This is a genomic window from Falsibacillus pallidus, from assembly GCF_003350505.1.
Lineage (GTDB): Bacteria > Bacillota > Bacilli > Bacillales > DSM-25281 > Falsibacillus > Falsibacillus pallidus.
This window is the reverse complement of record NZ_QQAY01000012.1, coordinates 43,593-64,427: the sequence shown is the minus strand read 5'-3', so window position 1 is coordinate 64,427 and position 20,835 is coordinate 43,593. Positions and strand designations below refer to the sequence as shown.

At 43.1% G+C, this 20,835-nt stretch carries 17 protein-coding genes; 9 read left to right on the top strand and 8 right to left on the bottom strand.

The annotated features are described in order from the left end of the window. Window positions 1-33: 33 nt before the first annotated feature. Window positions 34-903, bottom strand: coding sequence for an immunoglobulin-like domain-containing protein (locus DFR59_RS15270; protein WP_114746534.1), 870 nt, complete (start codon window positions 901-903; stop codon window positions 34-36). Window positions 904-1,358: 455 nt separating this feature from the next. Between DFR59_RS15270 and DFR59_RS15265 the strand changes: the two genes are divergently transcribed. Further along, window positions 1,359-3,878: a phosphodiester glycosidase family protein gene (locus tag DFR59_RS15265; protein WP_114746533.1), complete on the top strand. Its 2,520-nt coding sequence runs from the start codon at window positions 1,359-1,361 to the stop codon at window positions 3,876-3,878. A 54-nt stretch (window positions 3,879-3,932) separates the two neighbouring features. On the opposite strand, the gene DFR59_RS15260 is transcribed toward DFR59_RS15265, so the two are convergent. Next, complete coding sequence (locus DFR59_RS15260; RefSeq protein ID WP_114746532.1) at window positions 3,933-4,823, bottom strand: accessory Sec system S-layer assembly protein; 891 nt, start codon at window positions 4,821-4,823, stop codon at window positions 3,933-3,935. 31 nt (window positions 4,824-4,854) lie between these two features. Continuing rightward, window positions 4,855-7,194, bottom strand: a complete 2,340-nt coding sequence (secA2, locus tag DFR59_RS15255; RefSeq protein ID WP_114746531.1) for an accessory Sec system translocase SecA2 — start codon at window positions 7,192-7,194, stop codon at window positions 4,855-4,857. A gap of 345 nt (window positions 7,195-7,539) precedes the next feature. Here secA2 and DFR59_RS15250 point away from each other — a divergent pair, with 345 nt between their 5' ends. After that, window positions 7,540-8,595, top strand: coding sequence for a glycosyltransferase family 4 protein (locus tag DFR59_RS15250; protein ID WP_114746530.1), 1,056 nt, complete (start codon window positions 7,540-7,542; stop codon window positions 8,593-8,595). A gap of 278 nt (window positions 8,596-8,873) precedes the next feature. Continuing rightward, window positions 8,874-8,999 (top strand): hypothetical protein, encoded by a 126-nt coding sequence (locus DFR59_RS20420; RefSeq protein WP_425454715.1) that lies wholly within the window; start codon window positions 8,874-8,876, stop codon window positions 8,997-8,999. Window positions 9,000-9,370: 371 nt separating this feature from the next. Here DFR59_RS20420 and DFR59_RS15245 read toward each other — a convergent pair whose 3' ends face one another. Together DFR59_RS15245 and DFR59_RS15240 are read right to left on the bottom strand one after the other, a co-directional pair. Next, window positions 9,371-10,435 (bottom strand): LCP family protein, encoded by a 1,065-nt coding sequence (locus tag DFR59_RS15245; protein ID WP_114746559.1) that lies wholly within the window; start codon window positions 10,433-10,435, stop codon window positions 9,371-9,373. A gap of 206 nt (window positions 10,436-10,641) precedes the next feature. Continuing rightward, window positions 10,642-11,277 carry a YigZ family protein gene (locus DFR59_RS15240; protein WP_114746529.1) on the bottom strand — a complete coding sequence of 212 codons (636 nt, stop codon included), beginning with the start codon at window positions 11,275-11,277 and terminating at the stop codon, window positions 10,642-10,644. 556 nt (window positions 11,278-11,833) lie between these two features. Here DFR59_RS15240 and DFR59_RS15235 point away from each other — a divergent pair. The 3 genes from DFR59_RS15235 to DFR59_RS15225 all read left to right on the top strand — a co-directional run bounded on the left by DFR59_RS15235 (window position 11,834) and on the right by DFR59_RS15225 (window position 14,045). Next, on the top strand, window positions 11,834-12,976 hold the full coding sequence (locus DFR59_RS15235; protein ID WP_114746528.1) for a sensor histidine kinase: 1,143 nt from the start codon (window positions 11,834-11,836) through the stop codon (window positions 12,974-12,976). 30 nt (window positions 12,977-13,006) lie between these two features. Further along, window positions 13,007-13,687 carry a response regulator gene (locus DFR59_RS15230; RefSeq protein ID WP_114746527.1) on the top strand — a complete coding sequence of 227 codons (681 nt, stop codon included), beginning with the start codon at window positions 13,007-13,009 and terminating at the stop codon, window positions 13,685-13,687. Window positions 13,688-13,871: 184 nt separating this feature from the next. Continuing rightward, complete coding sequence (locus DFR59_RS15225) at window positions 13,872-14,045, top strand: aspartyl-phosphate phosphatase Spo0E family protein (RefSeq protein WP_245948498.1); 174 nt, start codon at window positions 13,872-13,874, stop codon at window positions 14,043-14,045. 394 nt (window positions 14,046-14,439) lie between these two features. Here the strand turns inward: DFR59_RS15225 and treR are convergent, their stop codons facing one another. Further along, entirely contained in the window at window positions 14,440-15,159 is a 720-nt protein-coding gene (gene treR, locus DFR59_RS15220; RefSeq protein WP_114746526.1) for a trehalose operon repressor, read from the bottom strand. 127 nt (window positions 15,160-15,286) lie between these two features. On the opposite strand from treR, the gene DFR59_RS15215 reads away from it, so the two are divergent. Beyond that, a complete protein-coding gene (locus DFR59_RS15215) occupies window positions 15,287-15,871 on the top strand; it encodes a Cif family virulence factor (RefSeq protein ID WP_114746525.1) in 585 nt (194 codons plus the stop codon). Window positions 15,872-16,070: 199 nt separating this feature from the next. Here the strand turns inward: DFR59_RS15215 and treC are convergent, their stop codons facing one another. Both treC and treP read right to left on the bottom strand, forming a co-directional pair. Beyond that, window positions 16,071-17,759 (bottom strand): alpha,alpha-phosphotrehalase, encoded by a 1,689-nt coding sequence (gene treC / locus DFR59_RS15210; RefSeq protein ID WP_114746524.1) that lies wholly within the window; start codon window positions 17,757-17,759, stop codon window positions 16,071-16,073. A gap of 86 nt (window positions 17,760-17,845) precedes the next feature. Then, window positions 17,846-19,273 carry a PTS system trehalose-specific EIIBC component gene (treP, locus tag DFR59_RS15205; protein WP_114746523.1) on the bottom strand — a complete coding sequence of 476 codons (1,428 nt, stop codon included), beginning with the start codon at window positions 19,271-19,273 and terminating at the stop codon, window positions 17,846-17,848. A 292-nt stretch (window positions 19,274-19,565) separates the two neighbouring features. Between treP and DFR59_RS15200 the strand changes: the two genes are divergently transcribed. Next, a complete protein-coding gene (locus tag DFR59_RS15200) occupies window positions 19,566-19,760 on the top strand; it encodes a TM2 domain-containing protein (protein WP_211318568.1) in 195 nt (64 codons plus the stop codon). Window positions 19,761-19,941: 181 nt separating this feature from the next. Beyond that, entirely contained in the window at window positions 19,942-20,784 is an 843-nt protein-coding gene (locus DFR59_RS15195; protein ID WP_114746521.1) for a DegV family protein, read from the top strand. The last annotated feature ends 51 nt before the right edge of the window (window positions 20,785-20,835 follow it).

The window sequence follows — 20,835 nt, the reverse complement described above, 5'->3', positions numbered from 1 at the left end:
CCGTTAAAATAATGAGGAAAGAGGCAGCTAAGCCTATTCCATCGTTTTGATTACCGACACTTGAAAGGTAGCAGCAATCCTTTTAGTATCTGATTGATCGGTTACTCGATAGTAGCCGGGTGTAAGGGCTTTTACTGGAATGGTATTGGTGTGGCTGACTCCTGGAGGTAATACGATTCCAACATCAGCTACTGCTTGTTGGTATTTATAGGATTGCCATTTGCCATCACGCCACTTCTCAAGGTATACGCCAAGCCCAGTCAATAGATCCTGGGTTCCGAGATTGGTTAATTTAACCTTCACAGTATCCAAGGGATAGTATACCTTTTGATCCACATCAATACGGGCATTCTTAATATCATATAGAACGAAAATTCGCCTGTAAGTTTTTTGGACTTCTTTCTTTTCCGGGTTTATTAAAACATTTTTTATATAGTAAATTTGATTTTGATTGTTGGAAAGTTTGAAATAGCTGTACCGGTGCTTCGTATTATCTAACACCATCTTTTTGACAAGCTCGAATTCTTTTTTATCCACATTATAATGATAAAGAAAAGTATCATAGGTATAACCTTCTTTGATCAGCCTAGGAACATCGATTTTAACGGACTCGCCTTCTTTCAATAAATCGTATAAAGGATGTGCCGTCCCTCTGTCCAATCCTCCCATTCCCACTTCTCCAAGCCCAGATTTTATGAACAAATCATCGAGAGATTGGATGTAAGACTTGCTATAATATTTAATGGACTGATCTACCTTCGCGTGGTTTATGGGCTCTGCTTGAGCGGGAATATCGTTTATAGGCTCCGCACCTTGGCCAGCCTTTACACTTCCATTTTGAGGTGATTCACATCCACCTAATACCCCTAATAAAATTACTATTGCTGCAATGCGTTTAAACATCCAGATCCTCCTAACCATGGCTGCTTCTAATAATTATCAGTTACAGTTAATGGAATATTTACCACTTTGACGAAAGCAATGTGGAAAAGGTTGCGTAAATGGAAGGATTAAAAATAAACCAATATTTTCTTTAATAACATAAGTTATCCAAGATGACTAATATTTTCATATTTTATCTTGTAACTAGGACATAATATGGTAAAATATATTTGTAGTAAAATTCCTGTTTTGAACTTTATAGAAGCGCGTGGGTGAAGGTTGAGCCGGAAAAGGACATTCGTTAATGGGACGGATGTTCTTTTTTTGTGTCTATTTACGCATGACATTAGTCTTTATTTTTGCTATTTTATAACTTTATATATTAATTTTTTACAAGTTTCGCTATAATTTTAATTGCATCCATATATTAGGAGTCGAATTTGGATATTTTTTAGGAGAAAAGGAGAGTTATTTCATTGGCAATTGCAACGTTAAGAAAAAAGCTGGCATGGGGAGTTCTTGGAGCCCTATTGTTCACTCAAGCCACGGCAACAGGTGCAAGCGCTGCTGTCCAGGTATCGCCTGGGGTAACGCACGATCAAACCTCTACGACTGTCTCAGGCTATTCACAGTCGATCAATACCCTTGATATTAATTTAAACGATCCATACACGAAACTTGAAATGGGAATCCCGAACCCGATTAATTCTACTGCAACGGTAAGTAATATGGCAAAAAGAGATACAACTGAAGGCCATCATGTGGTAGGGGCAGTCAATGCATCCTTATTTCACACGGACACTGGTTTCCCGGCATATTTGCTTTCACAAGGGAACCGGCTGCTTAATTTAGGTGCTGTATCGAATCAATCGAATGATTTTATGTACGTACCGGCTGCATTTGGAATCAATGCAAGCGGGTTGGGGCAAATCAGTCCTTTTAATCTTCAAATATATATTTCACACCACAATCAAACGTATAGCTTGAATTCGTTTAACAGAGTAAGAAATGAAAATGAAAGCATCTTGTACACATCGGCATATAGCTATGACCATACCCGCACAAACCAGTTTGGCCTTGAAGTAGTAGTTACTGGTGTTCCTAAATCAGTGGACTACGGTTTGACATACGGCGAAGAGGTCAAAGGAAAAGTTACTAGCATTCGTCCCTATGGTCAATCTACAAGTGCTTCCATCCCGAAAGACGGGTATGTTATTTCTGCACAAGGTACAGCTGTCGATCAAATACGTGATTTAAAAATCGGCGATGAAGTTTCCCTGTCAGTTGATGTAGATGATAAGTGGAAAAATTCTCAGTTCATGCTGGCAAGCGGACCGCTCCTTGTCCAGAATGGAAAAGCTAATATGACTATCGACGCTACCAGTCCGAGAAATACTACAAGGAGCCCTCGTACGGCAGTTGCTGTTGATGCGACTGGATCCCGAGTGTTCTTTGTGACAGTCGACGGAAGGCAGTCAGGCTTCAGCAAAGGGATGACACTGAAGGAATTCGCTGACTACTTAGCGTCCATGGGGGCTTACTATGCATTAAACTTGGATGGCGGCGGCTCCACGGCTATGGTAGCCCGTCAGCATGGTGATGAGTATGCTTCGCTTGTGAATCAGCCATCCGATGGCGTGGAAAGAAGAGTCAGTGCAACATTGAATGCAGTCAGTACGGCACCGAATGGTACACCGACTTATGTAGAAGCGAAGCAAACGTCACCTGGCGTCATCGCAAAAGGTGCATCAGTTGGATTCCAAGTAACTTCAGTCATGGACCAATACTACAACAAATTGAATGTCGACAGCAGCAAAGCCCTATTCTCTGTTGAAGGATCTGTCGGTCATTTTGAAGGAAATCAATTTGTTGCAGACCAAGCAGGAAAAGGCACCGTCGTTGTTAACTATCAAGGCGGGATTGCTCGTGTACCTGTGACAGTCGTAGATGAGGTCGGCAAGCTGAGTGTGGCGCCAGCATCTATTTATGCCGGGCCGGGAGATGCCACTTCATTAAAAGTCACAGCTGTTTCTTCTAATGGGCAGCCGATGATCTTTAATCCAAGTGCCGTAAGTTTCACTGTGAATGGAAATGTAGGGACAGTGAATAATCTGACATTTACCGCAGGCAATGTAGAAACGAAAGGAAGCATCACAGCCTCCTACGGATCGCAAAAGATTACTATTCCAGTGGAAGTAAGCACAAAACCATATGTGCTTCACAGCTTGAATAATGCATATAACTTGTCTATGGTGAATTCGAACGCAGCAAGCTCTATTGCTTCTGAGACCGTTCTGCAAGCAAAAGAAGGGGCTGCGTCTCTGAAATTGAGCTATGACTTTACGAATACCGGAACTGCTGTATCTGCTGCTTATATGACGGCACAGCAGCCAATGGCCATTCCAGGAAAGCCGCAAAAGCTCGGAGTATGGGTGTACGGCGATGGAGCAAAACATTGGCTGAGAGGAAAAGTATTGGATGCTAACGGCAAAGAGTATACGGTTGATTTCACAGCTTACGGCGGATTGAATTGGTATGGTTGGAAATACGTCAAAGCAAGCATTCCAAGCGGCATTGCCTACCCAGTGAAATTCAGCAGCATCTATCTGGCTGAACCGGAAGCAGCATTGAAAAATAGAGGGTTCATTTATTTGGACAAACTTCAGGCAGAATATACCGCTGATACAATTGAACCATCATTCCAGGCAGATTCTTCAGCTAAGGTAGTGGATACTGCGAAAAAATGGACTATCACATTCAGCACACCAATGTTAAGCTCAACGATCAATAATCAAACCATTTACGTAGAGGACAGCAATGGAAACAGGCTTTCTTCAACAGTAAAACTTGAAAGTGATAAAACAGTTACGGTAGCGGCGCCAGCGGGAGGATATGCCTCCGGAAAAACTTATGAGCTGGTCGTAACAAGATACGCACGTTCAACAAGCAGCATCTTAGGAAAGAATGATCATTATACGCAGTTTAAAGTAAAATAAGGCATGAAAAAACGCTTGAGGTCCCATAGGGCCACAAGCGTTTTTTGTTTGTTTTTATTGAATTGGGCTAGCTGTCCAGCTGCTGAAATCCGGGTTTTCCTTTAAAATCATTTCTTTAGGGAAAACAAAGGACCATGGCTTGGTTGTGTTTGCTTTTACTTCAAAGTCTTCCAGGGTAAATCCGCCTCTTGCGACAACTTCACCTGCAGCATCTTTAATTTCAAGTGGAAGCTGCTGGAGTTTGATCGCTCGTGAGTTTCCATTACGGAGCAGGATGGTGACGTTCAAGTTCCCGCTGTCCATAAATTTAGCTGACAGCCCCATCAAGTTAAACTCTTTTGGATTAGGCTTAGGAACCGATTTCACAATTTCCTCTAATTTAGATTTGTCCTCTTCGGAAAGCTGGGCTTCCCAAGTTGGCTCCAAATCAAGGCGATGCGGTTGAAGGGAGCTGACGTTGAAGGCAAGCTTCCAGTTGTCTGAAGGGATTTCTTCCGTTAACAGGAAATCCTTCTCGAAGGTAAATACCCAAGGTCGGCTGCTCTCTGCCGGGATTTCCCCGATTTCCGCGAAGTCGAATTCTTTTCTTCCGAATATCGATCCGTCTTCCTTCATTAATAACAGCTCTACGTTTTCCATTTTTATCGGTTTCTGAAGGCTGTTCCGGACAAAAGCGGTCACTGCGACCTGCTGCCCATCATTTGACATCTCCACTCCGGCCAATGAAATCTGGTTCGGCTTTAATGGGGAAAGTTCATTGTTCAAGAAACGAAATACGTATTCTTGTTCTTTCTCTAAATTCCAGGCAGGGTGGAAGGAGAGGGCTGTTTCTACCTCTTCTTCCTGCCTTTGATCCTGTTCGTTCACAAGGTCAGAAGAAGAAACTGTATCATCCAATCCTGTTTTTTTAACTTCGGAAACCTTCTTTTTGAAAAAAGGGAACATTTCTTCCACTCCTATTCAGTACTTCGTTTTATTATAATTTCTTTAAAAAATTCATCCCTTCGAGGGAAATGTCTCTTTGCAGAATGGCATAAGTCTCTTGGAAAATCTCCAATCCTTCACGCTGATAGATGCGCATTGGATCTTCCTGTTGATAGTAGCGGAGGCCGATGCCTTCTTTCAGACGGGTCATTTTTTCTAAATGCTTGATCCAGTGGTGGTCAAGAAAAGAAAGCATAAATGACTTAAATGTCTGCTCAAGATTCATGGTTTCTGCAAACTTATCAATTTTTGCGTCAGTTTCGACCCATGCTTTTTTAAACAGATCTTCAATTTCTGTGCGCTCATTCACATCCTCTGGCATTGCAACTGGTGTGAATAAAAGCTGATTGGCAATGGAAGCAGCATGATCCAAATGCCATTCCTCTGGGATTTGATCTTCTGGACAAGCATCAATAACTGCATTTTGCAGCGTTTCTTCCACCATGCCTTTGAAGCGTTTGACAATGCCTTCACCAGTCAACAATTGATTACGGAGCGAATATAAAACGTTTCGCTGCTCATTGATGACATCATCCAGCTTTAAGTTATATTCCCTCATGGCATAATTGGCGCCTTCCACGATCCGCTGTGTTCGCTCGATAAATTCATGGATGTTTTTATAGATGGCAAGTCCATCTTCATTGAATTTAACCTTTTTCGATATCTTTTCTAAGTCGTCCTTGGCAAAGCGTCTGAACATATCATCTTCCAATGAGATGAAGAACTGGCTTGAACCTGGATCTCCCTGGCGTCCTGAGCGTCCGCGAAGCTGGTTGTCGACCCTGCGGCTTTCGTGTTTTTCAGTACCGATGACATGGAGGCCGCCTAATTCAGCTACTCCAGCACCAAGGATGATATCGGTTCCGCGTCCAGCCATATTCGTCGCAATTGTGATCTGACCCTTTCGGCCGGCAAGTGAAATCAATTCAACTTCCTGTTCAACGCTCTTTGCGTTCAGCAGTTCATATGTAAGTTTTTCTTTATCCAGGTACTTAGCCACTTTTTCAGATTGAAGGATGGAAGTTGTCCCAATCAGGATCGGCTGTCTTTTTTTGTGTCGGTCTTTTACTTCTTCAACAACTGCCGCATATTTTTCATGGGTGTCTTTGTAGACTCTGTCGCTCATATCGTCACGGATTTTCGGTTTGTTTGTTGGAATCGGGATGACGTTCATACCGTAAACCTGCTGGAATTCTTTTTCTTCCGTTTTAGCCGTTCCGGTCATACCGGATAATAAAGGATACATGCGGAAGTAATTTTGAATCGTGATTTGAGCCTGTGTTTTATTTTCATCCGTAATCTGAAGGCCTTCTTTTGCTTCGATTGCCTGATGCAGCCCGTCGCTCATTGTACGGCCTTCCATTATGCGCCCTGTGAACATGTCGACCAGAAGAACTTTCCCTTCATGGACGATGTAATCCACGTCTCGTTCAAACATAACATGGGCACGCACTGCTTGAATGACATAATGGTAAAGCGTTTGATGTTCCACTTCATAAAGGTTATCGACCCCGAAAGCCTTCTCGACTTTTTCGATGCCGGTTTCCGTCAGGCTTGTCGCTTTGGTTTCATCGTCGAAATCGTAGTCCACTTCTTTTTCAAATCGCTTTGCTAGCCGTGCAGCAATATAATGAAGCTCTGAACTTGATGGCATCTTCCCTGCGATGATCAAAGGAGTCTTAGCCTCGTCAATCAAGACGCTGTCGACTTCATCAATAATGGCATAATGGTAAGGGCGTTGAACCTTATCATCATTGCGCTGCGCCATATTGTCGCGCAGGTAGTCAAACCCGAATTCAGTTCCGACACCGTATGTAATATCAGCTTGGTAAGCCGCTTTCTTTTCTTCCGGCTGCATAAGCGGGAGATTCAGCCCAACCGTCAACCCGAGGAATTCATGGATTTTCCCGATCTGCTCGCAGTCCCTTTTCGCCAAGTAGTCGTTGACAGTGATGACATGGACCCCTTTACCTTCTAAAGCCCTTACATAGCAGGGGAGGGAAGCGACAAGCGTTTTTCCTTCACCAGTTGCCATCTCAGAGATATTTCCTTCGGCAAGGACCAGTCCGCCAATCAACTGAACGTCGTAATGCCTCATGCCAAGAACGCGCTTCCCGGCTTCGCGGACGACAGCAAAAGCATCCAGTTTGATATCATCGACGGTTTTTCCGTTTTGAAGCTGTTTTTTGAACTCCCCGGTTATATTTTTCAGGTCCTCATCAGAGAAAGAGGAGTATTTATCTTCAAGGTTATTAATCTTTTCAACCATTTTATAGTACTTTTTGAGGTACCTAGAATCATTGGATGTGGCTTTTTGAAAAATCTTCAGCATTTTCTAATTCTCTCCTTAATATACAGGTGTAAGCCATCGTTACTTAATCTTATCAAAATCGACAATAAAAGACTATAGACTTCAATAATTAGTAAAATTATGCAACTTTTTGGACTTTTAAACGTCTATATATTATGTGAAAGGTTTCATATTACATAATTCGGGATAAAAGTATGATAGAATGCAACGAAATTGTAAAAAAATTTTATATGAAACTACGAAGTTAAATGATATAATCATCAAGGAATATTTTTATAAAGGCCAGTCTTTAAAACAATGGTTTACAAAAATATAGCAATATAAATTCAAAACAAACTGGATATGATATGTACGAGGAGGTTACGCATGATTTACTTCACTCTGGTGTTATGTTTCATTGCCTCTATTGTGTTGACACCAATCGTAAAAAAATTCGCACTTGCAATCGGTGCTACTGATGCCCCGAATCACCGCAAGGTCCATCAAAAAGTTATGCCACGACTTGGTGGTCTGGCTATCTATATAAGCTTCCTCATCGGATTATTTTTCCTTAAGCCCGAAGGCGGACCATTCATGCCGATTCTAATCGGCAGCATCATCATCATTGCAACTGGTATGCTGGATGATCTGGTTGAACTCTCAGCTAAACTGAAGCTGCTCGGCCAGCTGGTCGCAGCATGCATTGTTGTTTTCGGAGGGGTGCAGCTTGAATACATCAACCTTCCTTTCGGTGGAGAGCTTCATTTTGGATTCCTAAGTATTCCGATGACAATTATCTGGATCGTGGGGATTACAAATGCCATCAATTTGATTGACGGGCTTGACGGCCTGGCAGCAGGCGTCTCATCCATAGCGCTGATCATCATCAGCTTTATGGCGTTCCTGAAAGGCGATCCTTTTGTAATGAGTGTCGCACTGATTGTTCTGGGAAGTACAGTAGGATTTTTGTTCTATAATTTCCACCCGGCAAAAATTTTCATGGGGGATACGGGAGCTTTATTCTTAGGCTACATCATATCCGTATTATCCCTGCTCGGGTTCAAAAATATTACAATGTTCTCATTAATCATCCCTGTTATTATTCTCGGGGTGCCGATTTCTGATACCATCTTTGCCATCATTCGAAGATTCGTGAACAAGCAGCCATTATCCGCGCCGGATAAATCGCATTTGCACCATTGCTTGCTCCGTATCGGATTTACGCACAGGCAGACTGTTTTGGTAATCTACGCAATCGCAGCAATGTTCGGTATGGCAGCCATCATTTTCTCCATGGCAAAACTTTGGGGAGCAGTCATTGTCTTAGCCGTTCTAACACTTGCCATCGAATTGTTTGTGGAAAGTGTAGGATTGGTCGGAAAAGATTATCAGCCGATTTTAAAATTCGTGAGAACACGAAATGCGAATATGAGAAACCGATAAAAACCCGCAGCTGCGGGTTTTTTCTTTTGAAGCCACAGTATTTGATGCTGTGGCTTTTTGGTGCAATTACACACTTAAGGAAAGGAGGGAGGAATAATGTATTCAAACTGGGCGGGAATAGACACGTGATGTAGTGAAAGAAGGGACGAAGTGTTTATTCAGCGTAAATATGAACACAAAATGTGATAAGAGGTGGGGGAAGTGTTTGGACCGAGTGGGAATGGACGTTAAATGCGGTGGGAGGAGTAATAATGTGTTCAATTTGAGCAGAAACTAAGGTGGTCGGGGATCATGCCATCAGTGGCTTTGAATTTGGGGCTGGGCAGGGCGAATTCTTGAAGGATATCATGAAAAAAGCATTCCCGAAGGCCAAAGTTGAAGCGGTTTTTGATATTAATGGATAGGACCGGGTGGTTTTTTGTGAATTATAGCCTTCTTGCCCGTATAGGAGGAGGTTTTTTGGGAGCTATGCGCCGGAAATTGGGGTCTATGCGCGGGAAACGGATTCTTATGAGCCGTCTCATGTCCTCTATGCGCGAGAGTTATCTCCCTATGCGCTAAAACCCCCACGCTATGTGCTACTTAGAATAATTCTAATCTAGACCCAGCCTCGCCCAAACCCACCGCACCGCCCAGGCAAACACCGTCAACTCTTAAATCTGATACCCGCTATCCAATATCTCTGCATTTTCCCCAATAACTATGGACAAAATAAAAAAAACCGCTGGATGCCCAGCGGCCTTCATTCTTACCTAATGTTGTTTTCGTATAGAGCTTAATTATTCGAATCGAAATCGGAATTATTCTGTGCACTTTCTGATGGATCTGAATCTGTAGAAGATGAATCTTGGTCATCTGCATTCGCATAGCCGTCGCCTGCATTGATGCCAAGCTGCTGCTTCAGCATTTCTTTTGTTGTATCCAGTTTATCTTCATCCAACTCATAATAGTAAACCCCATCAATTGTTGCATCATTACCTGCAAGAGTGAAACTTTGGATATCAAGGCTGCCTTTCGTTGCGTAGCTTGCAAATGATTTCATTTCACTGAACGTCATGTTGGTTGTCATGTTATCGCCGATTGCTTGAATGATATCGTCGTATTTAGAGACTGCACCAACAGATGTAGCTTTTTTCATTACAGCTTTCATGATCTCTTGCTGTCGCTGCCCGCGTTGGATGTCGCTGTCCTGCTTTCTTGTCCTGGCCAATGCAAGAGCTTCTTCGCCATTTAATAGCTGTCTTCCAGGCTGAAGGTTGATGGCATTATGGTTGTCTTCAGAATCTTTTTCATGGAGTGTATAAGGCACGTCGGCTTCAACTCCACCTAACGCATCCACAACATCCATAAACGCGTAGAAATTCATCCTCACGTAGTAGTCGACCGGGATATCCAGTAAATTTTCCACTGTATCAATTGTAGCCTTAGGTCCACCATATGCATGGGCGTGTGTAATTTTCGTCTTTTCTTGAATCTTAGGGACATATACATAAGAATCCCGGGGGATGCTCAATAATTTTACGGAATTGTTCTTTTTATTCAAAGTTGCGAGAATCAATGCATCAGATCGTGTGCCTTTACCGAAATGGCGGGATTTACTGTCATCGATCCCAATGAATAGAATGGAGACATTATCTTCTCTTGGGTCAACCTTTGCTTGTCTAAGAGGTGATTTTTCACGATTAATCTCTTCGTGGGATTCATTGAAGACGGTTTCTGTTTTCTTGTAAAGGTAGGCAGCATATGTCGCTGCTGAAGATCCGAGTAAGAGAATCGGAAAAATTAAAAACCAAAAAATTCTTCTTCTACGCTTCTTTTTCCGGATTTGTTTCTTCGTCATTCTATCCATTAAGTAATGCTCCTTTTTGAAGTATTCACATTTCAGAAAAAAACCAATATTTTGTCAATTAAAAGCGCCAAAGGAAGGAGCCGATCAAAAATGGCCCTAAAGTATTTGGCGAAAAATGACACTTCATGATAATTTTACTATGTTTTGGGTGGTTCGTAAAATAGAACTTTTTACAGATGTGCCTGCAAATCGTTCAATCACTTCACATCTTCCTCCAAATACACCACATCCCCTTCAGTAAGGATGGCTTGGCCATTGGTGAGTTCTGTCATCCATTCGACAAATTTTTCTTTTTCCTGCTCAACGGCATACGTTTCCACTTCGACTTGATCGAGGTAATGGATTTCCTTGATGGGGTAGATGGATGAGCGGAGTTCGTTCTCCACTTTTCCAAGCCATGTGTAGTCGATCTTCGTACGCATGAGGCGCATGAGCCGGCGCTCGACGACGCCTGTAGCGTTGATGCCTTCAGACGTGGCTTTCCCGTAGGCGCGGATCAGTCCGCCTCCACCTAATTTTATGCCTCCGAAGTATCTGGTTACGACAACAACCGTATCCTTTAAATCGCGCTTTTTCAACACTTCGAGCATGGGGACTCCGGCTGTTCCGGAAGGCTCTCCATCGTCGTTTGCCTTTTGGATTTGATTGTGCTCGCCAATCATGTAAGCGGAGCAGTTGTGGTTTGCGTTGGGGTGCATTTTCTTGATCTTAGCGATGAAAGCTTGAGCGTCTTCCTCGGATTCTACTCGATTTATATAGGAAATGAAACGAGACTTTTGAATGATAATTTCATGGTCGCCTCTGCCTTTGACGGTATAGTAGCTTTGTAGCAAGAGAGGTTCTCCTTTCAATCACCGTGTAGCTTGAATACTTGCAAATTCGACAAGATCCGGTGCGGAATTTGTAAAAAAACATTACTTTTAATACTATACAAATTTCACCCCGATAAATAAAGGCATGTAACCGAATCTAAATGTATTTTCCTTTTTCAGGAATGAGATATTATAGATAGAACACTTTTCTGGAATAATAAGGATAAGTTTCAAAATTGATAATAGAATGTAATGAAACTTTAATCTTATGAAATTCCTGGCATGATATAATGTCCCTGTGCAGTTGAAGGACTTTTGCTGGAATAATAAATCCTGTCTGTACAGCGGCTATCATGGGATGGAACAGATAAATCGACAGGATTCCCCATATCTAAATGAAATGTTTTAAACTTGGAATTATTGGATATAGGAAATAAGTCCTACTAATGATAAAATAATTTTTATCTACCTATTTCGATAGACCTAACTTTTATAATTCCATAACTGAATAATAGTTTAGGAGATCATTTCGATATAAAATAGGAATAACCTGAGGGCAATCCTTGGAGGAAATCCCATGTCTTTGAAAAAAGTTGACACAAAAGCACTAGATGGAATAGTAGAAAAAATGATTGAAACAGTTGATGCAAGCAAGGGAGAGATCTTCCATATCGGCGAACAGTGCCGAAAAGACTATGAATCAATCATTGAAGAATTGAAAAATGTGAAAGCATTGGTCATCCAGGTGATCAATGAAGGCGACGACCTAGATGTAAAGGTCCGTTTTGCAAGAAAGCGGCTATTAGAAGTCAGTCAGCATTTCAACCAATATTCAGAAGATCAGGTTCGCGATGCCTACGAGAAGGCGCATGAACTTCAAATGAAATTCACAATGAATAGACAGATGGAAAAGCAATTAAGGGAACGCCGTGATGATTTAGAAAGAAGACTGCGCAGCTTGCAAGAAACGATTGACCGGGCCGAAAATCTTATATCGCAAATAACGATTGTCCTCAACTATCTGCTAAGTGATATGAAGCAAGTCGGCCAGGCACTCGAAGACGCCAAGCAGAAGCAGGATTTCGGATTGAAAATCATCGAGGCGCAGGAAGATGAGCGGAAGAGGCTGTCGCGTGAAATCCACGATGGTCCGGCTCAAATGCTGGCGAACGTCCTGATGCGCTCCGATCTTATCGAGAGGGTATATAAGGAAAGCGGTCCCGGCGAAGCATTAAAAGAAGTGAACAGTTTGAAACATATGGTTCGATCTGCATTATATGAGGTACGCCGAATCATCTACGATCTGCGTCCGATGGCGCTGGATGATTTAGGTTTGGTTCCTACCCTCAAAAAATATTTGCATACCATCGAAGAATATAACAAACTGACATCTATATTATTTACAAATATTGGACAAGAAAACAGGCTCCCTTCTAAATATGAAGTTGCCTTGTTCCGTTTAATCCAGGAATCGGTCCAAAACGCCCTGAAGCATGCAGAAGCAAAGGAAATCCATGTGAAGCTCGAAGTTCGCCCGAATCATGTCCTTGTCATTGTGAAGGATAATGGGAAAGGATTCGATGCATCAATGAAAAAACAGGGATCCTTTGGCATTATGGGCATGAAGGAGCGTGTGGAGTTGTTAGACGGCGAAATCAGCATCGATTCGAAAGAAGGCCAAGGAACACTCGTCATCATCCAAGTTCCGCTGGCCGCTTAATTGTTTGAAGAGGTAAGGGAGGCGTAGTCATTGACAACAAAAATCGTAATCATTGACGATCATCAATTATTCCGTGAAGGAGTAAAGAGAATTTTAGACTTTGAAAAAACATTCACTGTCGTAGCAGAAGGCGATGACGGAAGTGAAGCGCTCGAACTTTATGAAAAACATAATCCAGATGTCGTCATCATGGATATCAATATGCCGAATACGAACGGAGTAGATGCTACTCGCCAATTAGTGGACGAGTTTCCAGATTCCAAGGTCATCATCCTATCCATCCACGATGATGAAAATTACGTATCCCACGCATTGAAATCCGGTGCGCTCGGATATTTATTGAAAGAAATGGACGCAGATGCTCTTGTACAAGCTGTCAAAGTAGTAGCAGACGGAGGCTCATACCTGCATCCAAAAGTAACGCACAACCTGGTGAGCGAATTCCGCCGCCTGGCAAGCGAAAATCAAGTCGGCAGCGGCTATCAGCAGCCTGAAATCCGCCGTCCACTGCACTTGTTGACGCGCAGGGAATGCGAAGTCCTTCAGCTTTTGGCTGACGGAAAAAGCAACCGCGGTATCGGCGAAGCATTATACATCAGTGAAAAAACGGTCAAAAACCACGTCAGCAACATCTTGCAGAAGATGAACGTAAATGACCGTACACAAGCAGTCGTACTCGGAATTAAGAACGGCTGGGTAGAAGTTCGATAAAGTTTGCTTGCAGATGACTCTCTGGATCGCCAGAGAGTTGTTTCTTTTTTGTGGAAGTATTTTGGTAAACTATGAGGTATTAATGGTTTACAAAAATCTGTGAATTTTGGCTAATTATTATTCCTTTTTGTTTATTTTTATGTAATAATGGGAGAAAATAGGATAAAAGACTGAGGTGAGTAGTTTGGACACAAAAATGGCGATGGAAATGGATATTGAAGCTGTCAGGAGAAAAATGATCCAAACCGGCCTTGAAAAAGGTTTGACTCATTCCGATACCGTCCAGCTCAGCAAAGAACTGGACAAGCTACTGCACCGTGTTCAGTTATTCGTAAGTGGTATGAAATTGAAAAGATGATAGATATGTTGCGGCCTTCCTTTGGGATAGGCCGCTTTTTAGATTGGAGAGCTGATTGATGGGGGGCCTGCAGTGGAAACGGGGCGAATTTTGAGTATATTTGTGGTGAAATAGGGGGAGGCGGCGCCAATTCGGGCTTGATTCAGTCCAATTTTGTGGAATATCTAGAAAAAGAATGTGTAAACCATCGCGAATTAGGTCCGGGAGGGTCTGAATATGGGGTCCGATTGCCCCTATGCGCCAGTTCGGGAGCGCTATGCGCAAAAAGTTTCCGCTTATGCGCGAGACCAGACCGCCTATGCGCCGGCTGACCTCGCCTATGCGCCAAACCACCAATCCTATACGCGACCGCCCCAAATACAACAAACTAAAAAAGCAGCCCGCAAGCTGCTTTTTAATGTTTCCGCCGCGCAAAATCCACAAATCGAAATTTGTCCAATCTGTGCCGCGATTCGGTATATTGGAAGAGGGTTGCATCATCGAGATAGACATAGTTTTTCACGACTACAATATGATCATAGTCAGCCAAATCGAGGTACTTGCGGTCATCTTCTGTACATGGCTCGACGGTTATTTCTTTCTTCGCGAAGCTGATGGTCATGTTCAGCTCATTTTCCAAGTATTCATAAATGGAGTTTTCGCAGATTTCCTTCGTCAAAAGAGGGACGTGCTTCTTTTGGAAATAATCCTTGTCCAAAATGATTTTTTCCCCCTGGATGGAACGGGCGCGGAAAACTTTCCAAATTTCTTCCCCTGTAGTGACGTTCATTTGTTGTGCAATGCGTTCGTCTGCATTGACGAGCCCGAATTCATAGACAATCGTATGAATGTCGCGACCCAAAGAGTGCTGCAGCTCCTTGAAGCTGACGAGGCCGGAAATCGGAAAGCTCATTTTTGATATATCAAGGACGATGGACCCTTTGCCCCGGATTTTCTGGATGAATCCTTTTTGAGAGAGAAGGGTCAAGGCTTTTCGGATAGTTTCCCTTGACGTTTCATACATCTCACTGAGTTCATTTTCAGAAGGGAGCGTCTCCATAGCCTTGTACTTTCCATCAAGAATCTGCTGGGAAAGCTCCTCGTATATTTGTTTATATTTATTCTGCTTTGTCATATTATCACCAACTCCATTTTAGCACAGGTCCTATTGGAAGAAGACAACCGATTGGTGAAATGGTTGTGAATACGCCTTCTTTTCTTTAAAATAAGATTGCGGATTGTATAAGAAAGGTGTGTCTACATTGAAAATACATAAATGGCTCGCAGCCGGAACGATGTCAGCGGCGCTGCTGGTTTCATTGGCAGCTTGCAGCAGCGACGAAAAAGAAGATAAGAAATCATCTGCTCCAAAAACAGAGCAAAAAGCATCGGAAGGGGATGCTTCTGTGCCAAGCGATGGCAAGATGCAGAAACCTCCGATTAAAGAAGCTTCCAATATCCCGAAAGAAGAAAGTTTGGCGCTTCTGAAAGTGGTGGACGAGCATTTCCAAGCCTTCAACAATGAAGATTTGGATGCCTACATGAATACTATTTCCAAGAATCCGAAGTCCTTCAATTACGATGAGGAAAAGAAATATTTGAAAAATACATTCGACCATATGGATATCAAAATGAATCCGAAAAACACGATCATCATGAAATATGATGAGAAAAAACAGGAAGCCAACGTGTTTTCAGAAATTGCCACGACTGTTACAGATCCTCAATCCAAGCAAACCGTCAACAGCCTTACAAGGCAGATCAACACGTTCCATAAAGAAGATGGAGAGTGGAAAATGATTGCGACCTATGCCATGGAAGAAGGCTCCGGCCAAACAGGAAAATAATACTCGATATAAGAAATGGTGCCAGTTCAAGCTGGCACCATTTTTCTGCATTTATCGACAAAAACCGGGGCGTGTCCAGCTTCAGCGCCAAGCCCCTCGAAGTCATAAGTCCAAACTCTACGGAAATCAGGATTTCCTACGAGTTCCGTCTTAAGCTGGACGGGGCTTTCAGGGCGCTTCCGCTTTTTTTGGTGCCTGGTCACTTTTTCAATCGATATACAATCGACTCGTATGGGCGCAGGCTGATTTTACGGAAATCGTCTGATGAATCTTTGTAGTTAGAGATCAGGATTTCGCTGTCACGGCCCTCAACGTCTACCTCGCTTGGCAGCTCAAACACTGTTTCTTTTTCGTAGAAATTGTTCACGACTAGGAGTGTTTCTTCCTCTGTGTTTCGTGTGTATGCAAAAAGCTGTGGATCGTCGGCTAAAAGCAGCTGATAGTCGCCATCTGTGATGACATCGTATTGTTTCCGGAGTTCAGTCAGTTTTTGATAGTGATAGAAAATGGAGTCCGCGTCAGCTACAGCTTTTTCTACGTTGATTTCTTTATAGTTGGAAGCAGGTTCAATCCATGGCGTTCCATCAGTGAATCCAGCGTTTGCAGTGTCATCCCACTGGACAGGCGTCCGTGAATTATCACGGGATTTGTGGCGCAGAATCTCCAGGATTTCTTCTCTCGATTTCCCCTGCTCGAGCAGAATATTATAGATGTTCAAGGATTCCACATCGCGATACTCCTCAATAGAGTTGAATTTCGGGTTGGTCATCCCGATTTCTTCCCCTTGATAGATGTAAGGAGTTCCTTGCAGCATGTGCATGGCAGTCGCGAGCATTTTTGCTGACTCCACCCGATACTCTCCGTCATTTCCATAGCGCGAAACAATCCTTGGCTGGTCATGGTTGCACCAGAATAGGGCATTCCATCCGCCGCCTTCATGCATTGCAGTCTGCCATTCCGACAAGATTTCTTTCAGTTTGAGGAAATCAAAGTCAGCAACGCTCCATTTTTCACCGTTAGGATAATCGACCTTTAAATGATGGAAATTGAAGGTCATGCTCAGTTCATCTTCCGCTGGATTTGAATACCGAATACAATGCGGGATGGAGGTAGATGACATTTCACCGACCGTCAGCATGTCATATTTCGAAAAGACTTCCTTATTCATTTCCTTCATGAATTCATGCACACGCGGGCCGTCTGTGTAGAATTTGCGTCCGTCCCCTGGAGCAGTGGAGCCGTCGTCATCCGGGAACTCCTGATCTTTTGATATCAAATTGATGACATCCAGCCTGAATCCGTCGACGCCTTTTTCCGCCCAGAATCTCATCATGTCATAGATCTTGCTTCTGAGCTCTTCATTCTCCCAATTCAAGTCCGCCTGTGTGACATCGAATAGATGGAGGTAGTACTGGCCTGACTCTTCATCATACTGCCAAGCGTTCCCGCCGAATTTCGACTGCCAATTCGTCGGTTCCGATCCATCCGCTTTTGGATCCTTCCAAATGTAGAAATCACGGAAAGGGTTGTCCTTTGATTGCTTTGCCTGCTGGAACCATTCATGGTCAGTCGATGTATGATTGACGACGATGTCCATGATGATTTTCAGACCGCGTTTATGGGCTTCATCAAGAAGTTCGTTGAAATCTTCCATCGTTCCATACTCTTCGTGAATGCCAAAATAGTCGCTGATATCGTATCCATTGTCATGCTGTGGAGATTTATAGATCGGTGTGAGCCAAATGACTTCGACGCCTAGTTCCTTTAAGTAATCGAGCTTCTCTGTGATTCCTTTGATGTCCCCAACGCCATTGCCGGTCGTATCATTGAAGCTTTTCGGATAAATTTGATAAACAACAGCTTTTTTCCACCATGGTTGTTGATTCATTGATTTTCACCTCGTTGTTAAACTGTGTTTTGCTATTTTTAATAGGAAAAAGGGAAGCGGCTGCCTCCCAGTTTCATTTTTGAAAATTAAGCTTCTACATCATTTTTAGCGAATTTCGACCAGATGATCGTCAATACAAATGGGACAACGATTGCAACGGCCATGCCGATGAAGAAGACGCCCCAGTATTCATGCATGATGGAAAGGAATCCTGGAATTCCGCCAACCCCGATGGAGAAGGCTTTTACACCGCTGATGGCCAAAATCATTCCGGCAATAGCAGATCCGATCAATGCACTGATGAATGGATAGCGGAAGCGAAGGTTGACCCCGAACATCGCTGGCTCTGTAATGCCAAGGTAGGCAGAAAGAGCAGATGTACCCGCGAGTCCGCGCAGTTTTTCGTTTTCTTTTTTAACAACGAACAGCATGGCTAAGGCAGCTGAACCTTGTGCTATATTCGATAGTGCTAAAATCGGCCATAAGAATGTTCCTCCTTTATCGCCGACCAATTGTAGATCGACCGCAAGGAATGTATGATGCATCCCAGTGATAACCATCACTGCATACAAGCCACCGTAGATTAGACCGCCCAACCAAGCGAAATGATTGAAAATCCACACAACACCATCCGTTAAATTTGTGCCGATCCAGAATGTTACTGGACCGATTACAATGAATGTTGCAAAACCAGTGATCAATAATGCAACGGGTGCCACGACAAGTAGTTTAATCGAATCATGGACGCGTTTATTTAAGAACATTTCTATTTTTGCAAGTAAGTAGGAAGCAAATAATATCGGAAGGACTTGTCCTTGATATCCAATAGCTTGAACTTTAAGTCCAAATAGGTTCCAGTAAGGAATTTCGCCTTTTGCCTGTGCATCCCCGTAGGACCATGCATTCAAAAGGTCAGGATGGACGAGCATAAGCCCTAGTACAATCCCGAGCAGCGGACTTCCACCGAATCGTTTGACGGCTGACCATCCGATCAACCCTGGCAGGAAGACGAAGGCCGTATTTGCGATGAGGTTAATCATGCTAGCTAAGTCTTTCCAGTTTTTATGGACATCGATGAATGATTTTCCGTCGTAGAAAATATCCTGGCCAGTCAGGATGTTGTTCAGACCCATCAATAGACCGGCTGTTACGATTGCCGGCAGGATCGGAATGAAGATGTCCGCCAATACTTTGATCGCACGCTGAAGCGGGTTCAGGTTTTGAGCCGCGGCATCTTTGACATCCTGCTTGGATGCTTCGCCGATTCCTGTTTCTACAACTAAAATCTTGTATGCCTTATCGACAAGACCCTGGCCAATGACGACTTGGAACTGTCCATTGGAAGAGAAGGACCCTTTGACAATATCGATGTTCTCGAGTTTCTTTTTATCTACAATGCTTTCATCCTTCAGCACAAGGCGAAGGCGAGTGACACAGTGAGTAGCGGTCTGAATGTTTTCTTTTCCGCCAATTGCTTCAACGATTTGATGAACAGACTCTCTGCTTACGCTCACGAAAATTCCTCCCTTTGTTAAATAAAGTAACCGTTTTCAATTCTTTTATAAAAAAAGTTCCCTATAATAGCAGCTTGCAAACTTCAAAAATAATGCGCTTTCATAAAAGAATTGAAGTTGGATTTGTATATACATGTTATGAGCTTATTGTAATCCTGTATATACAAGTTGTCAACATAGAAATTACAAAGAGTTGAAATTCTCAATTGGAAATAAAGAGCACCTATTCAAATATTTAAATACACTGTAATATTTTTGAGAAATCATTTTTCTTTAATGGAGGATTACTATTTTGGCTAAAAAAGATCTGGTCATTGCATATGTTTTACTGATTTTCTTGGGGTCTCTCGGAATTCATAAATTCTATCTTGGAAAAGTAGGAATGGGCATTGCGTACATTTTCACACTTGGCTTCCTGGGCATCGGCTGCCTCATAGATTTATTTACACTGCCAGGTCAGGTTAGAAAGTATAACGAAGGTCAATAAGTTATAGAATAATATTATGGTGCCTTTGGCGCCCCGAAATATTTCGAGAGTAGACATATTTCGGGGAGTCGCAGGCACTTTTTGTATTAGTAAAAAACTAGTGCAAAGCCCATTCAATTCAGATAAAATGGAAAACATATATATCAGTACATGCCCATTAAAGATAAAGAGAGGTACTCCTATGAAAACGGCAATTGTTACGGATAGTACAGCGTATATTCCGAAAGAATTGCGTGAACAGTTCGATATACATATGATCTCCCTGAATGTCGTGATGGGAGGGGAGTCCTACCGCGAGGAAGTCGACCTTCATGCAGAGGATTTCTTCCAGGAAGTCAAGAAAGAGAATAAGCTGCCGACGACATCCCAGCCAGCCATCGGGGATTTCGTCGACCTTTTTGAAAAATTAAGCACGAACTATGATGCGGTCATCAGCATCCATTTATCCAGCGGGATCAGCGGCACCTATCAAGGAGCGGTTACTGCAGGAGAGATGGTCGAAGGAATTGAAGTCTACGCTTTTGATTCCGAAATCAGCTGTATGGCTCAGGGATTCTATGTCCTGGAGGCAGCCAAAATGGCGAAGCAAGGGGAATTGCCAACTGTCATCATTGACCGCTTAAATGAAATGAAGAAAACCCTCCGTGCCTATTTCATGGTGGATGACCTTGTCCATCTTCAGCGCGGTGGAAGGCTTTCTGGCGCACAGGCCTTTATCGGAAGCCTGCTTCAAGTGAAGCCGCTCCTGTATTTCCAGGACAAAGTCATCGTTCCTTTTGAAAAAATCCGTACTCGGAAAAAAGCGATGAAGCGGATTGAAGATCTCCTTGCAGAAGACGCTCAGTCTGGCAGCGAGTACCAAGCCTGCATCATCCATGCGAATCGCGAAGCAGAAGCGAACGAGTGGAGAAATGAACTGAAAGAAAAATATCCGAATGTAGAATTCATGATCGGCTATTTCGGAGCGGTCATCGGGACACATCTTGGCGAAGGCGCCATGGGCCTCACTTGGGTGAAAAAATAATCAACAGCAGCGCCAGTGCCGACCAAGCCTGGCGCTTATTTTTAACAAAAG